At 67.2% G+C, this 14,060-nt stretch carries 13 protein-coding genes; 6 read left to right on the top strand and 7 right to left on the bottom strand.

The window, feature by feature from the left end; all coding sequences use genetic code 11:
- Positions 1-44: 44 nt before the first annotated feature.
- A complete protein-coding gene (locus tag ACLMAL_RS30015; protein WP_412002176.1) occupies positions 45-683 on the bottom strand; it encodes a hypothetical protein in 639 nt (212 codons plus the stop codon).
- Positions 684-1,073: 390 nt separating this feature from the next.
- Between ACLMAL_RS30015 and carD the strand changes: the two genes are divergently transcribed.
- The 6 genes from carD (at position 1,074) to ACLMAL_RS29985 (ending at position 5,565) form a co-directional block, all read left to right on the top strand.
- Positions 1,074-1,562 (top strand): RNA polymerase-binding transcription factor CarD, encoded by a 489-nt coding sequence (gene carD / locus ACLMAL_RS30010; RefSeq protein ID WP_011206964.1) that lies wholly within the window; start codon positions 1,074-1,076, stop codon positions 1,560-1,562.
- Positions 1,563-1,564: 2 nt separating this feature from the next.
- Positions 1,565-2,263: a 2-C-methyl-D-erythritol 4-phosphate cytidylyltransferase gene (gene ispD, locus ACLMAL_RS30005; protein ID WP_412002152.1), complete on the top strand. Its 699-nt coding sequence runs from the start codon at positions 1,565-1,567 to the stop codon at positions 2,261-2,263.
- 2 nt (positions 2,264-2,265) lie between these two features.
- On the top strand, positions 2,266-2,733 hold the full coding sequence (gene ispF, locus ACLMAL_RS30000; protein ID WP_328412668.1) for a 2-C-methyl-D-erythritol 2,4-cyclodiphosphate synthase: 468 nt from the start codon (positions 2,266-2,268) through the stop codon (positions 2,731-2,733).
- 66 nt (positions 2,734-2,799) lie between these two features.
- The gene (cysS, locus tag ACLMAL_RS29995; RefSeq protein WP_412002151.1) at positions 2,800-4,227 is read left to right on the top strand and encodes a cysteine--tRNA ligase; all 1,428 of its coding nucleotides are present in this window, start codon (positions 2,800-2,802) and stop codon (positions 4,225-4,227) included.
- Positions 4,227-5,207: a 23S rRNA (guanosine(2251)-2'-O)-methyltransferase RlmB gene (gene rlmB, locus ACLMAL_RS29990; RefSeq protein WP_328408559.1), complete on the top strand. Its 981-nt coding sequence runs from the start codon at positions 4,227-4,229 to the stop codon at positions 5,205-5,207. Before cysS ends, rlmB begins: the two co-directional genes overlap by 1 nt.
- A 79-nt stretch (positions 5,208-5,286) precedes the next feature.
- Positions 5,287-5,565, top strand: a complete 279-nt coding sequence (locus tag ACLMAL_RS29985; RefSeq protein WP_412002150.1) for a DUF4190 domain-containing protein — start codon at positions 5,287-5,289, stop codon at positions 5,563-5,565.
- A gap of 3 nt (positions 5,566-5,568) precedes the next feature.
- On the opposite strand, the gene ACLMAL_RS29980 is transcribed toward ACLMAL_RS29985, so the two are convergent.
- From ACLMAL_RS29980 to otsB, 6 genes are all read right to left on the bottom strand, one after another.
- Positions 5,569-6,378, bottom strand: a complete 810-nt coding sequence (locus tag ACLMAL_RS29980) for an enoyl-CoA hydratase/isomerase family protein (RefSeq protein ID WP_412002149.1) — start codon at positions 6,376-6,378, stop codon at positions 5,569-5,571.
- Positions 6,379-6,956: 578 nt separating this feature from the next.
- A complete protein-coding gene (locus tag ACLMAL_RS29975; RefSeq protein WP_412002148.1) occupies positions 6,957-8,132 on the bottom strand; it encodes an acyl-CoA dehydrogenase family protein in 1,176 nt (391 codons plus the stop codon).
- 261 nt (positions 8,133-8,393) lie between these two features.
- The gene (locus tag ACLMAL_RS29970; protein ID WP_412002175.1) at positions 8,394-9,230 is read right to left on the bottom strand and encodes a metal ABC transporter permease; all 837 of its coding nucleotides are present in this window, start codon (positions 9,228-9,230) and stop codon (positions 8,394-8,396) included.
- 29 nt (positions 9,231-9,259) lie between these two features.
- Positions 9,260-10,147, bottom strand: a complete 888-nt coding sequence (locus ACLMAL_RS29965) for a metal ABC transporter ATP-binding protein (RefSeq protein ID WP_412002174.1) — start codon at positions 10,145-10,147, stop codon at positions 9,260-9,262.
- A 189-nt stretch (positions 10,148-10,336) separates the two neighbouring features.
- On the bottom strand, positions 10,337-11,200 hold the full coding sequence (locus tag ACLMAL_RS29960; protein WP_412002173.1) for a metal ABC transporter solute-binding protein, Zn/Mn family: 864 nt from the start codon (positions 11,198-11,200) through the stop codon (positions 10,337-10,339).
- A gap of 245 nt (positions 11,201-11,445) precedes the next feature.
- Positions 11,446-14,016 carry a trehalose-phosphatase gene (otsB, locus tag ACLMAL_RS29955; protein WP_412002147.1) on the bottom strand — a complete coding sequence of 857 codons (2,571 nt, stop codon included), beginning with the start codon at positions 14,014-14,016 and terminating at the stop codon, positions 11,446-11,448.
- Between the last annotated feature and the right edge of the window lie 44 nt (positions 14,017-14,060).

The raw sequence follows: 14,060 nt of genomic DNA, 5'->3' as shown, positions 1-14,060 counted from the left end.
GCGACAGCCGTGTTCACCCCGCGCGACGGCGGGTCACAACCAGCTCAGTGGCCGCCCTTGGCGGGCTCGGCCGCGCCGGACTTGTCGGACTCGTGCCGCTCGGTTCCGGTGCCGGCATCGACGGGCACCTGGACCTGAATGGTGCCGCCCTGCTTGAAATTGAACTTGACGGCGTAGGTGAGGCCCGGGGTGATGTCCCTGGTCAGGCCGCTGATCTCGATGGTCGCAGGCTTGGCGGCCGGATCCTGGGACGGCTTGTCGCCGGTGGCGGGCGCACCGTGCCCGGTCGTCGGCGCCGCGTCATGGGCATCGGGCTTGGCCGCGCCGTGCTCGGCGGATGCTCCCGCAACAACGGTCTGCTGCGGCGCGATCTCGAACTTCGCATCACCCGCGGGACCGGTGATTTTCACGGAGCCGAGGTCGGTGGTGATGCTGGTGAGCTCGTCCGGAACCGACTCGCTGTTGTTGATGACCGACAGCGCGATGAGCGCCTTGCCGCCCTGCACATTGTTGTAGCCCTCGCCGGGGTAGACGATGTGCACGTTGCGCAGCGAGATCTTGTTGATGTCGGCGTGGTTGCCGTTCACGGCGGCGACCTGCGTCGCGGTCTGTGAGATCTGGCCTGCACCGCAGCCGGACAGTGCGAGCGCCGCTCCGGCGGCGAGTGCGGCAACCGTCACCATGCGACGTCGCGCCCCCTTCGAGGCGGTCACAGCTTTCAGGGCAGTCACGGGTTGTCCCTCCATGTCGACCGGGCACACTCCGCTAGGGAGAGTAGTAACTAGGGAGCGTAGTAGTTGGCTCAACCGGGCGGGCGCGGGGGCTCGCGACTCGCGGGTCGTTGATAACAGTTCGGTCGAATGTCGCCGGCTTGCGCGGGTGCTGCCGACCGCACTGATCGGCCGATGTGGTAATCACGCCGGTCGTTAACTCGTTCTGGCACAACGTAATGCACACCAGGTGGGTTATGTCAACCCCCGCGATGTGCTCGTTGTGGCCCTGACCTGCACAGTTGATCGCGCCGTTACCGAGTCGCATGTTAAACTGTGAACATCGAAAGGGGCACGGGACACATGATTTTTAAGGTCGGAGACACCGTCGTTTACCCCCACCACGGAGCGGCGCTGATCGAAGCAATCGAGACTCGCACCATCAAGGGTGAGCAAAAAGAGTATCTGGTCCTGAAGGTCGCCCAAGGTGACCTGACTGTGCGCGTTCCCGCAGAGAACGCCGAGTATGTCGGCGTGCGTGACGTAGTTGGCCAGGAGGGTCTCGATCGAGTCTTCCAGGTGCTGCGGGCGCCGCACACCGAAGAACCGACTAACTGGTCTCGTCGCTACAAGGCCAACCTGGAGAAGCTCGCCTCCGGCGATGTGAACAAGGTTGCCGAGGTCGTCCGCGACCTGTGGCGTCGTGAGCAGGACCGCGGTCTGTCCGCGGGTGAGAAGCGCATGCTCGCCAAGGCCCGTCAGATCCTTGTCGGTGAACTCGCGCTTGCCGAGGGCACCGATGACGGCAAGGCCGAGACGCTGCTCGATGAGGTTCTCGCAGCGGCTTCCTGACCGTGAATGTTGTACACAACGGCGGTTGCGTCGTTGCGTTGGTACCTGCCGCCGGCCGTGGCGTTCGTTTGGGTGAAAGCACGCCCAAAGCGTTCGTCGCAGTCGGCGGCACACCTATGGTCCGACTGGCCGTAGACGGCCTGATCGCCTCCGGGGCGGTCGACCGAGTCGTGGTCATGGTCCCCGCCGAATTCGTGGAGAGCGCCGTCGCCCTACTGCCTGCCACGGACTCGGTGCAGGTGGTCGTCGGCGGCGCCGAGCGCACCGACTCGGTGCGCGCCGGCATCGGCGCAGCGCCGGACGCCTCCTACTTCCTCGTGCACGACGCCGCCCGAGCCCTGACGCCGCCCGAGCTGATCGCGCGAGTCGCCGCCGAGTTGCGCGCGGGCCACCGCGCGGTGGTCCCCGCGCTGCCCGTTGTCGACACCATCAAGTCCGTCGATTCGCACGGCGCAGTGACGGGCACCCCCGACCGCGCGGGCCTACGCGCCATCCAGACCCCGCAGGGCTTCGCTGCCGATCTGTTGCGCGCTGCCTACGCGACCGATGTCCAGGCCACCGACGACGCCGGGCTCGTCGAGCTACTCGGTACCCAGGTGCGCACGATTCCCGGAGACCCATTGGCTTTCAAGATCACCACTCCGCTCGATCTCCTGCTCGCGCAGGCGGTGCTCGACCGCATGGATGCGAGGACATCGTGAGCATGCGGGTCGGCATCGGTAGCGATGTGCACCCTGTCGAGCCGGGCCGGCCCTGCTGGATGGCCGGATTGCTCTTCGACGGCGACGACGGCTGCGCGGGGCACTCCGACGGCGATGTCGCGGCGCACGCACTGTGCGATGCGCTGCTCTCGGCGGCCGGACTCGGCGATGTGGGAGCGGTGTTCGGCACCGGAAGGCCCGAGTGGGAAGGTGTTTCCGGCGCGGCGATGCTCGAGGAAGTGCGTAGGTTGCTGGACGAAGCCGGCTTCGGCATCGTCAATGCGGCGGTGCAGGTCATCGGCAATCGACCCAAGATCGGTCCGCGCCGCGCGGAGGCGCAACAGGTGCTCGGCAAACTCCTCGATGCACCGGTCTCGGTCTCCGGAACAACCACGGACGGACTGGGTCTCACGGGTCGCGGCGAGGGTGTCGCGGCAGTGGCTACCGCGTTGCTGGAGACGCGGGTATAGCATCCGGCCGGTCACACCCCGAGCCGGGCCGTGAACCCGCAGGTACACCAGCTAGTATCGACGGTCGTGACGCTGCGCCTCTTTGACACCGACACGCGGACCGTGCGCGATTTCGCGCCCTTGGTCCCCGGCCGTGCTTCGGTATATCTCTGTGGCGCCACCGTTCAGGGTGAGCCGCACATCGGTCATGTGCGCAGCGGAGTTGCGTTCGATGTGCTGCGGCGCTGGCTGCTTGCGCACGATTACGACGTCTGGTTCATCCGGAATGTCACCGACATCGAGGACAAGATCCTGACCAAAGCCGCCGAGGCCGACCGGCCGTGGTGGGAATGGGCCTCGACCTATGAGCGGGCCTTCGATCGCGCCTACTGCCTGCTCGGTGTGCTGCCGCCGTCGGCGGAACCGCGGGCCACCGGTCACATCACTCAGATGGCCGACCTGATGCAGCGGCTGATCGAGCGCGGGCACGCCTACGCCTCGGAGGGCAACGTCTACTTCGACGTGCTCAGCTATCCGGACTACGGCAAGCTGTCGGGTCACCGGATCGGCGATGTGCACCAGGGCGAGAGCCTCGGCCACGGCAAGCGCGACCCCCGCGACTTCACGTTGTGGAAGGCCGCAAAGCCCGGCGAGCCGTCCTGGCCGTCGCCGTGGGGTCCCGGCCGCCCCGGCTGGCATCTGGAATGCTCCGCGATGGCCGAGTTCTATCTCGGCCCCGAATTCGATATCCATTGCGGCGGTATGGATCTGGTGTTCCCGCACCACGAGAACGAGATCGCCCAGTCCAAGGCCGCCGGTGACGGCTTCGCGCGCTACTGGCTGCACAACGGCTGGGTGACCATGGGCGGCGAGAAGATGTCCAAGTCGCTCGGCAATGTGCTTTCCGTGCCGAATGTGCTCAAACAGGTTCGGGCCGTGGAACTTCGGTTCTACCTCGGCAGCGCGCACTACCGTTCGATGCTGGAGTACTCGGACAAGGCGCTGCACGACGCCGCGCAGTCATATCAGCGCATCGAGGCCTTCATTCATCGGGTCGTGGAGCGGGTGGGTGACATCCCGGTCGGGAAATGGACCGACGCGTTCGCCGCTGCCATCGACGACGACCTCGCCGTGCCGAAGGCGCTGGCCGAGATCCACTCCGTGGTCCACGAGGGCAACAAGGCGCTGGAGGCGGGCTCGATCGACACCGCCCGGGATCTGGCCGGACAACTGCGCGCCATGCTCGGCGTTCTCGGCGTCGATCCGCTCGATCCGCATTGGTACACCCCCGAGGACAACTCGGTCGCACTCGATGCGCTCGACGTGCTGGTGCGTGCGGAGCTCGAGCGCCGCCAGCAGGCGCGCGCCGAGAAGGATTGGGCGAGCGCCGATGCCGCGCGGGACCGGCTGCATGCCGCAGGCATCGAAGTGACAGACACCCCTGACGGTCCGGAATGGTCGCTGGCCGCTACAACATCATCGCCTGGCGCGGTGCAGAGTGGAAAGGCGAACTGATGGCAGGCAACTCACAGCGTCGAGGCGCAATTCGTAAGGGCGGCACCAAGAAGGGCGCGGTCGTCGGCTCCGGTGGGCAACGCCGCCGCGGCCTCGAAGGGCGCGGCGCGACGCCGCCCGCCGTCGAGCGCACCAAGCATCCCGCGGCCAAGCGGGCCGCCGCCAAGGCGAAGGCCGAGGCAAAGGGGCGTCCGGGTCCTCGCGGTGCGGCAGGACGCGCAGCAGGACGCAAGAACGACGACGCGCCGGAGATGGTGCTCGGCCGCAATCCGGTCGTCGAATGCCTGCGTGCCGGTGTTCCCGCGACGGCGCTGTACGTCGCGGTCGGCACCGAGAACGACGAGCGACTGACCGAGAGCGTGAAGATCGCCGCCGACGCGGGCATCTCCATCCTCGAGGTGCCGCGCACCGATCTGGATCGGCTGAGCGCCAACGGTTTGCATCAGGGCGTCGGGTTGCAGGTGCCCCCGTACCGGTATGCGCATCCGGACGATCTGATCGCCAAGGTGCGGGAATCGGCGGAGCCCGCCCTACTGGTGGCGCTGGACAATATCTCCGATCCGCGCAACCTGGGCGCCGTGATCCGCTCGGTGGCGGCGTTCGGCGGGCAGGGTGTGTTGATCCCGCAGCGTCGCAGTGCGAGTGTCTCGGCGGTGGCCTGGCGCACCAGTGCGGGCGCCGCGGCCAGGCTCCCGGTCGCCCGGGCCACGAACCTGACTCGCACACTGAAGGATTGGGCCGCCCAAGGCTGCCAGATCGTCGGCCTCGACGCGGGCGGCGACACCACCCTCGACGACTTCGACGGCCGCGAGCCGACCGTCATCGTGGTCGGTTCGGAGGGCAAGGGCCTGTCGCGGCTGGTCCGTGAGACCTGCGACTCGATCCTCGGCATCCCGATGGCGGGCCCGGTGGAATCGCTGAACGCCTCGGTCGCGGCGGGTGTGGTGCTCTCCGAGATCGCCCGCCAGCGCCGCGCCTGAGCGACGAATCGACACAGTCCGACAAACTCGGGCACGCCATTGAGCGGCAAAGTGGCTCTCGCCCCGTAGAATTCGGGCGGTGGTGATACCCAACCAGCCCATCGGCCAGCCGGTCGAACATCCGAATGCGACGGCTGTGTTGTTCCTGGGCGCGGCCAGTCTGATCTGCTGTGGTCTGCTCGGGCCGGTGGCCTGGGCTCTCGGCAAGCGTGCCCTCGACCAGATCGAGGAATCCGGCGGCGCCTACGGTGGCCGTGTTCAGGTGATGGTCGGGTACATCCTCGGCATCGTCGGCACGATCCTGATGGTCTGCTGGGCCGTGCTCGTCCTGATGATCACGATCAACGGCAACGCGTAGGCGTCAATCGAGGCTGGGGCGCTCGGATTCGCCCTTGCTGTCCCACGCGGGCCATTCCTCGCTGATGCTGCCGGTCCAGTTGGGCTGTCTGCGATCGCGGAAGGCCGCCATCGCCTCGCCGCCATCGATGCTCTTGGCGACGTGCTCGTTCAGGTCACCCTCGAGTTGGCCGACCACGGTCGGGCTCATACCGAGCCCCTCCCACAGCAGTCGCTTCGACAACGCGACCGGCAGCGGTGCCGACCCGTTCGCGATGTCGTGCGCGATCGCGAGCGCGGTCGGCACCACTTCGCCCGCGGGCAGGCAGCCGTTGGCGAGGCCCATCGCCTTGGCCTCGTCGCCGTCGAAGGTCCGGCCGGTCAGCATGATGTCCGCGGCATTGGCCATGCCGACCAGCCGCGGCAGCGTCCAGTGCGCGTAGCCGTCGGCGAGCACGCCGCGGCGGACCTGGTTGAGCCCGTACACCGCATCCCGCGCCATGTACCGCAGATCGCACTGGAGAGCCAGCGCGAGCCCGATACCGACCGCGTGGCCGTTCACCGCGGCGATCACCGGTTTACGTACCCGCCACGGCGGCGGCTCGATGGTCGCACTGACATCACCCACCCGATTGGAAAGGTCGGCGCCCGCGCAGAACGCGGGCGGCGTGCCGGTCAGGACGACCGCGCGAATCGCATCCTCGGCGTCGCAGCGTGCCAGCGCGGCACTGAGTTCGGCAGCCATCGCCGGCGTGACGGCGTTCTGCTGAGCGGGACGATTGAGCGTGAGCACGGCGATGCCCGCAGAGACATCGACGAGCAATTCCGGACTCATGCCACTGGATGTTAATGGAGTTTGATTTGCAGCGGGCTGTGTAGTTTTGGCAGCGCCTGCGGCGCTGCGTGTTCGCGGCCCCCTTGGTCTCGCTTCCGAGCCGTCGAGACTCGCGACTTCGTCGCATGCGCTTCGACGGCTCGGAAGCGAGACGGGCCGCGAACTTTAGTGCTCGGTCTCGCTGCGCTCGGAAGACATCATCGTGCCGAATGGGCGCGGTTGTCGGGATCTTGCGGCTTTGTTGTCGGCGCTTCGGGTGTTCGGATACGAGATGGGGGTCGCGAACTTGGTGCTGGATGTTGCTGTGTTCGGAAGGCGTCATCGTGCCGAGTGGGCGTGTTTGTGGGGGTCTTGCGATTTTGTTGTCGGCGCTTCGGGGGTTCGGAGGCGAGATGGGGTTGCGAACTTTGGTGCTGGGTCTTGCTGTGTTCGGAAGGCGTCATCGTGCCGAGTGGGCGCGTCTGTGGGGATCTTGCGAACTGTTGTACGCGCTTCGACGGCTCGGAAGCGAGACGGGGCGAACTCTTTTGCTGGATCTCGCTGCGCTCGGAAGGTGTCATCGTGCCTAGTGGGGGCGCTCAGTTGCTGCGCAATACCTTGCGGCCGATGGCGTACTTGTGGACCTCTGTCGGGCCGTCGTAGAGGCGGAAGGCGCGCATGTCGCGGAAGATCATTTCGACTACGGTTTCGTCACTGATGCCGATGCCGCCGAGCACCTGCACGCAGCGATCGGCGACCTTGAACAGTTCTTCGGAGACGAAGGCTTTGGCGATGGAGCTTTCGTGCCGCGCCTTCTCGCCCTGGTCCATCAGCCAGCAAGCGTGCCAGATAGTCAGGCGGCACTGGTGCAGTGCGATCTCGTTGTCCGCCAACATGAACGACACGCCTTCGTGGTCGCCGATCGGCTTGCCGAATGCGGTGCGGGTCTTGGCGTAGTCGACCGCGATGCTCTGTGCCCGCTCAGCCGCGCCGAGCCAGCGCATGCAGTGGGTGAGCCGGGCGGGGGCCAGCCGCAGCTGCGCGTAGCGCAGCGCCTGGCCGGTCTCGCCGAGCAGTGCCGACTGGGGCAGGGTGAGGTTGTCGAAGCGGACGACGCCGTGGCCGCCGACGTAGTTGCGGTCCATCGTGTTCATGGTGCGCTCGATGACGATGCCGGGCTGGTCGCCGTCGGTCAGGAACAGCGTCGGGCCTTCCGGCACGTGCGGGTTCGGCGCAACCTTGGCCATGATGATCCAGGTCTTCGCGCCGTCGGCGCCGGTGATCAGCCACTTGCGGCCGTTGATGGTGAAGTTCTCGCCGTCGAAGGTCGCGGTGGTGGCCAGCTGGCCTGGGTCCGAGCCCGCGCCGTCCGGCTCGGTCATCGCGAAGACGGTGCGCTGGTGGCCGGCAACCGCGGGGGCGAGGTGGCGTTCGACCTGCTCGGGGTTGGCGATCTTGGAAAGCAGGAACATATTGCCCTCGTCGGGCGCGGCGCAGTTCATGGCGACCGGGCCGAGGGTGGACCAGCCCGCCGCCTCGTAGATCACGGCTTGCTCGATGTGCGTGAGCCCGCGCCCGCCGAGGGACTCCGGGGCCTGGACGGTCAGCAGCTTCTCGGCGCGGGCCAGTTCGACGAGTTCCTGCCTGAGCTCATCGGTCGGGCCGTGCGAGGTCAGCCGCGGGTCGCGCTCGAAGGGGACGATCTTGTCGATGACGAACTGGCGTACCCGGTCGCGTTCGGCGGCGAGTTCGGCGGGAATCGTGAAGTCGATCATCGTTGGTCACCATTCGTTCGGGGTCGCGTCCGTCGAGCATACGAAACCTCCGCAGCCCTACTGAAGGCACCCGCCCTCAGGCATCGGAGATGTCGATCGCGCAGACTTCGTGCGAATCGGAGTTCGCCAGATGTGCCGAGAATCCGGCCGGTGTTTCGACCGGTCCGTGTCCGCGACGGTTCCGATAACGTGCTGTACCGCTAGCGGGTCGAGCGATCCGAGGTGTGAGGTGCGCGGTCGCGTGTCCGGCGCTCGGTCGGCTCAGGCGGTCCGGGCGACGCGGCGACGCCGCGGCCCGACCACGCGGCAGATCAGGTAGATCAGGAACGAGATCGTCGTGACGAACGTCGACACCGGAACGCCGGGCGCGAGCGACAACAGAATGCCGCCGACGGCGGCGATCTCGGCGAACACCACGGCAAGCACGGTGGCGCGCACCGGATTCGCGGTCAGCTGCGCCGCCGCCGCTGCCGGGGTGATCAGCAGCGCGAGCACCAGCAGGGCCCCGACGATCTGCACGCCGAACGCGGCCGTGATGCCGAGCATGACGGCGAACACCACCGACAGCGCCCGCACCGGTACGCCGCGGGCCAGCGCCACCTCCGGATCGGAGCTGGCGAACAGCAGTGGCCGATAGACCACGGCGAGCACGGCGAGCACCAGCACCGTGCAGGTCGCCAGCAGCGCGAGGCCGCTGTAGCCGACGCTGACCACCTGACCGGTCAGCAGCGAGAACTTCGATCCGGCGCGTTCGGGACCGAGCCAGAGGAACAGTACCGAGAGCCCGAGCCCGAACGACAGCACCACCGCGATCACCGAATCACGTTCCCGTGCTTTGGTTCCGAGCACGCCGAACAGCACCGCGGCCACGACGGAGCCGACGATCGCGCCGAGGCCGACCCCGATCCCGGCAAGCAAGGCGGCGGCCGCACCGGTCAGCGACAGCTCGCTGGTGCCATGCACCGCGAAGGACATCTGCCTGCTGATGATCAGCGGGCCGATGGCGCCCGCGAGCAACCCGAGCAGGGCAGCGGCCAGCACCGCCTGCTGGACGAAGGAGTAGGACAGCAGGTTCACGGTGGTGGAGAAGTCGAACATCTTCGACACCACACCCGAGAGTTTGTCGATCACGCACGAACCCCGCTCGGCTCGGTCTCGGTTGCGGAAAGCCGCGACTCGGGCTCGGATGGCGCGGCGCCGTGGCAATGCTGGGCGCCGGCCGCGCCGAGCGCGTCCATCGTGTCTCCGGTGCCGACCACGACCAGCCTGCCGCGTACCCGCAGCACGTCGACCTCGGTCTGATACAGCTCCGACAGCACCGCCGAAGTCATCACCTCTTCCGGCGTTCCGATCCGGAACTTCCCGTCCACCAGGTACAGCACCCGATCCACCAGCGGCAGAATCGGATTGATCTCGTGCGTCACGAACAGCACCGCGGTGTCGTGGGTGCGTCTGCGCCGATCGATCAGCTCGGACACCAGCCGCTGATTGGCCAGGTCCAGGCTGAGCAACGGCTCGTCACAGAGCAGCACCTTGGGATCGCCGACCAGCGCCTGCGCAACCCGCAGCCGCTGCTGTTCGCCGCCGGACATGGATTCCAGTGGCGCGTAGGCGAATTTCTCGGCGCCGACGTCGGCGATGGCGGCCGCGACCTTGCGCTTGCGTGCCGCCCGCCCGCGCAGCCCCAGCCCCCAGCGGTGTCCGTCGACGCCGAGTCCGACCAGGTCGACGCCACGCAGCTGCACGCCTGCGTCGATGGTCTTCTGTTGTGGCACATAGCCGATGTCGGGATTGCCCGCGCGGGCGGGCGCGCCTGCGATTTCGGCGGTTCCCGAGCTGAGGGCGAGCTGTCCGAGCAGCACCTTCAGCAGCGAGGTCTTGCCGGATCCGTTCGGCCCGAGCACCGCGACGAATTCGCCTTGCCGAATGTCGAGATCCAGTCCCTGCCAGAGCGTGCGGTCGCCGAACGACATCCGCGCGGCGTCGAGATGGACGGCGGCCTCATCGTTGGCCATCCGCGACGGCAACCGCCGTTCGACCGGTTCGGCATGTTCGGTCAGCGCGGTTCCCTCACTCATCTCGGCACATCTCCGCCCGCATCGGGCTCGCCCCTGGTGGCGCAGGCTCGGCCACCGGCCGCATCAGCGCGGTGCTCGGCGACATCGGTATGGTCCATGGCCGCATCGGCTCAGCCCCCGGCGACATCATCGCAGCGCCGCGGCGAGAGCCTGGGCGTTATCGGTCTGCCACTGAATGTAATCCACACCCGCGGGCAGCGTTTCGGTCACCTCGACGACAGGGAGGCTCGCAGACTCCGCCAACGAGCGCAGATTCTTGGTGATCTTGTCCTGGGTCTGCACGTTGTAGACCAGGGCGCGGACCTTCTTGCCGGTCAGCAGATCCTGGGTCGCGGCGACGGCGGCGGGGGCCGGATCGGTCTCCTGCTCGATCGCTTCCTGGAACTCGTGCGGGGTCAGATCCGCGGCGCCCGCGGCGACGAGCAGGTAATGCGCGAGCGGTTCGGACTGCAGCACTGGCGTTTTCGGGTGCTCGGCGGCGATCTTGGTGGCGATGGCGGTGATCGCGCCCAGCCGGCTCTTGAACACCGCGGCGCGGTCGGTGTAGGCGGCGGCGTGCGCCGCGTCGATCTCGCTGAGTGCTGCGGCGATTCGGTCGGCGACCGTACCGACGGTGCTCAGGTCGTAGAAGACGTGCTCGTTCTCGTCGCTCTTGTCGGTGCGGGATTCGAAGGCGTCGACGGTGCGCTTGCTCTTGCCGGATACGGCTTTCTCGATGAACTCGTCGTAGCCGCCGCCGTTGTAGACGACCAGATCTGCATCACTGATCTTTGCGGACTCCACCGCGGAGGTCTCGTGGGAGTGCGGATCGGCCGACGGATCGCTGACGATGGCTGTCACTGTGGCGTCCGGCCCTGCAATGGTCGCGGCGATGCCACCCCACACATTCGTCGATGCGACGACACTCGGTTTGTCGGAGTCCTTCGAGGCGCCGCACGCGGTGAGGGCGAGTGCGGTGGCCACTCCCACGCTGATGCCGGCGAATTTCATGGCAATTCGGGATCTCACGCGGGGTACTCCTGGCGGCGCTCTGGATCTCGCAGCGCTGTGTTCCGACCGACCCGCAAGTAGTCGCTGGCGGCAGTGCTCTAGATCATAATGGAAATCGTTACCGTTTTACTTTAGCAAGAGTCCCCGCTGAGCACGAGTCGGTGTTTCCTGCATCACTCGAATACGAGCCGGGCCCGCGAACAGGGAATCGTTCGCGGGCCCGGGTTATGTGGTTGTCGAAGCGGCTAGACGAGCGCCTCCACCGGCTTGCCGAGCAGCTGGGCGCAACGCAGCAGGCCGAGATGGCTGTAGGCCTGCGGGTGGTTGCCGAGCGAGCGTTCGGCCACCGGGTCGTACTCCTCGCTGAGCAGGCCGGTCGGGCCCGCGACGTCGACCAGCTGGGCGAACAGCGCCTCGGCGTCCGAGCGCTTGCCGATCAGCAGATACGCCTCGACCAGCCAGGCCGCGCACAGATGGAAGCCACCCTCGCCGCCGGGCAGGCCGTCGTCGTGGTGGTACCGGTACACGGTCGAGCCGCTGCGCAGCTCGGCCTCGGTGGCAACGACCGTCGCCGCGAACCGGGGATCGGAAGGATCGATGAGCCCGCTGAGACCGATGTGCAGTGTGGCCGCGTCCAGGTCGGTGCCGTCGTAGGCCGCGGTGTAGGACTGGACCTCTTCGTTCCAGCCCTTGGTCTTGACCTCGTCGGCGATGATGTCGCGCAATGTGACCCAGACCGGATCGATCTGCCGATCGAACTTCTGTGCCAACGTGATCGCCCTGTCGATGGTCAACCAACCCATCACCTTGGAATACACGTGGTGGCGCGGGTTGCCGCGGATCTCCCAGATGCCGTGGTCGGGTTCCTGCCAGCGCCGCTGCACCGCGGAAACCATGGCGTGCACCAGCTCCCAGTCGGCATCCGGCAGCGCGTGCGCCGGATCGGTGATCCCCTTGTGCTCGCGGCCATGGGCCAGCGACGCGATGAGGTCGACGATCGGACCGAAAACGTCCAGCTGCACCTGCATATTCGCGGCGTTACCGACGCGCACCGGCCGCGATCCCGCATAACCCGGGAGCTGATCGATCGACGCCTCGGGCGGCAGGGTCTCGCCGTACAACGTGTACAGCGGGTGCAGGCGCTCCGGGCCCGGCAAGGTCTCGAGCACCCGGTGCACCCAGCCGAGGAATTCCTCCGCCTCGGTGAGTGAGCCGAGTGAAACCAGCGCCTGTGCGGTCAGTGAGGCATCGCGCAGCCAGCAGTAGCGGTAGTCCCAGTTGCGCACGCCGCCGATGTCCTCCGGCAGCGAGGTGGTCGCGGCGGCCAGGATCGAACCGGACGGGGCGTGCACGAGCCCGCGCAGGGTGAGCGCGGAGCGCTTCATCAGATCCGGCTTCAGCGGCGGCAATTCGAGCTTGGCCGCCCACTGGGCCCAGTAATCCTCTGCGTCCCTTCGTCGTTCCGGCTCGCTGGTCATGGCGGGCGCGAGATCCTGCGTGCCACAGCGCATTTCCAGCACGATCGGACCGTCCGACGGATCGACGACGGCGCGCGCCGAGCTGTGCATGCCGTCGGTCTGGATCTCCCATTCCACGCCGGGGGAGCGCAGCACCATCGGGTCGTTGGTGCCGAGCACGCGCAGCCCGGTCGGTTCGCATTCGATGGTCACCGGCACCTGGCCGAATTCCGGTCGCGGTGCGAAGGTGACGACCGCTTTGGCGTCACCGGTGATCACCCGGGTCAGGTCGGTCCTGGTCGGCGCGACGTCGTGCGGCAGGTAGTCGACCACTTGCAGGCTGGCCCAACGGGTTTCGACGGTCATGGTGCCGTCGATGTAGCGCTGCGAGAGCGGCAGCCCCGGCCGTTCCGGAGCGATGGTGAAGTGGCCGGCGTCGGGTCCGCCGAGCAGGTGTGCGAACACCGCCGCCGAATCCGGTTCCGGATGGCAGAACCAGGTGACCGTTGCGTCCGGCGTCAGCAGCGCGACCGAGCGCGGACTCGACAGCATGGTCAGACGCTCGATGCGCGGCGCGCTCGCGCCCGCCAACCAGGTGCGTCGCTCTTCGAGCAGGAAGGCCAGCGCCCAGGACACGCACTCGGTGTTGTCGACCCGGAACTTGGCCGTGCTCTCGCCCTTGCCGACCTTGATGCCGACATCGGGGCCCGAGAGCATGCGGAAGGCCTTCTCGTCGGTGACGTCGTCGCCGAAGAACACCGCGGCGGACGCGCCCTCCTGGTGTCGGACGGTATCGAGCGCGACACCCTTGTCCGTCTGGATCACCGCGAGCTCGATGACTTCCTTGCCCTCGGTCACCTGCACACCGACCCAACAGGCCGGCCCTTGCCTGACCTGTTTGAGCGCGCGGAGGCCGATTTCCGGGCTGGCATTGCGCACATGCAACGCGACGCTGGCAGGTTTGATCTCCACCGAGGCGCCAGGGTTATCCGCGGCGATCTGGGAAAGAGAGGTCTGCACTTCTTGCAGCAGCTGCTTAGCGTCGTTGTCGATGGCATGCACGAAGCCGACATCGAATTCCGAGCCGTGGCTACCGATGAGTTGCACCTCGACCGGGAGTCTGGACAGTGCCGCGAGATCCCGCAGCGCGCGGCCGGAAATAACGGCCGCGGTCGTTCCCGTAAGGCCGGCGAGCGCGCGCAGCGCGCTCACCGATTCCCGGTGGGGAAAAGCCTTCGTCGGGTCGGACACGATGGGCGCGATCGTCCCGTCGTAGTCCGATGCGACCAACAGCCGTGGCACGCGCGCAACCGTCGACAATGCACGGCGAAGTTCAAGTGGCAGATCCTGTGCGCTCACGCATCCAACCTAGTGATCGGAGGAGTTTTTTCAGGGGCGCGGTG

It is taken from the genome of Nocardia sp. CWNU-33 (assembly GCF_046764895.1).
Lineage (GTDB): Bacteria > Actinomycetota > Actinomycetes > Mycobacteriales > Mycobacteriaceae > Nocardia.
The sequence above is the reverse complement of the archived record's forward strand: the minus strand, read 5'-3'. Positions and strand labels throughout refer to the sequence as shown.

What these genes read in the sequence shown, in the direction of transcription:
- ACLMAL_RS30015 (WP_412002176.1), bottom strand. Translation starts at nt 683, where the DNA reads ATGGTGACGGTTGCCGCACTCGCCGCCGGAGCGGCGCTCGCACTGTCC.
- carD (WP_011206964.1), top strand. Translation starts at nt 1,074, where the DNA reads ATGATTTTTAAGGTCGGAGACACCGTCGTTTACCCCCACCACGGAGCG.
- ispF (WP_328412668.1), top strand. Translation starts at nt 2,266, where the DNA reads ATGCGGGTCGGCATCGGTAGCGATGTGCACCCTGTCGAGCCGGGCCGG.
- rlmB (WP_328408559.1), top strand. Translation starts at nt 4,227, where the DNA reads ATGGCAGGCAACTCACAGCGTCGAGGCGCAATTCGTAAGGGCGGCACC.
- ACLMAL_RS29980 (WP_412002149.1), bottom strand. Translation starts at nt 6,378, where the DNA reads ATGAGTCCGGAATTGCTCGTCGATGTCTCTGCGGGCATCGCCGTGCTC.
- ACLMAL_RS29975 (WP_412002148.1), bottom strand. Translation starts at nt 8,132, where the DNA reads ATGATCGACTTCACGATTCCCGCCGAACTCGCCGCCGAACGCGACCGG.
- ACLMAL_RS29970 (WP_412002175.1), bottom strand. Translation starts at nt 9,230, where the DNA reads ATGTTCGACTTCTCCACCACCGTGAACCTGCTGTCCTACTCCTTCGTC.
- ACLMAL_RS29965 (WP_412002174.1), bottom strand. Translation starts at nt 10,147, where the DNA reads ATGGCCAACGATGAGGCCGCCGTCCATCTCGACGCCGCGCGGATGTCG.
- ACLMAL_RS29960 (WP_412002173.1), bottom strand. Translation starts at nt 11,200, where the DNA reads ATGAAATTCGCCGGCATCAGCGTGGGAGTGGCCACCGCACTCGCCCTC.